The organism is Wolbachia endosymbiont of Tuta absoluta, assembly GCF_059414725.1.
In genome coordinates this window covers 1-313 of the sequence record NZ_JBNRJY010000228.1, presented here as the reverse complement: position 1 = coordinate 313, position 313 = coordinate 1, and the positions used below count along the sequence as shown (strand labels likewise).

The window sequence follows — 313 nt, the reverse complement described above, 5'->3', positions numbered from 1 at the left end:
TTTTATTGAAATGTAAGTCATACCGCAACAACATTATTTTCTGCTCTAGAAAATTAATGACTTCGTCAATTGGGTCACTGGGCTCATAAATTAAATAGGCAGCAAAACAGCATAATAATCCAGCTAAAAGCACCAGTGGATAGGGGATAAATGGATGAAAAAACCAGCCCATTAGCGCAGTTGCTATCCCCAAAATAAACAAAAATCGAGGAATTACATTATAGAAAAACAGATCGATCCTGCGATACCCTCGGCTAGCGCTATGCATGCATCATTACCTGAGGCAATTGTAATTCCTTCAAGTAGTTCTTTT

1 protein-coding gene and 1 pseudogene are annotated in these 313 nt (G+C 37.7%); both read right to left on the bottom strand.

Annotated elements, in window-relative coordinates; genetic code table 11:
- On the bottom strand, positions 1–193 hold a 193-nt coding region (locus ACJ5GX_RS02430), incomplete at its 3' end, for a hypothetical protein (RefSeq protein ID WP_495292664.1).
- Positions 194–234: 41 nt separating this feature from the next.
- A pseudogene (locus tag ACJ5GX_RS02425) lies at positions 235–313 on the bottom strand (hypothetical protein); the annotation flags it as partial.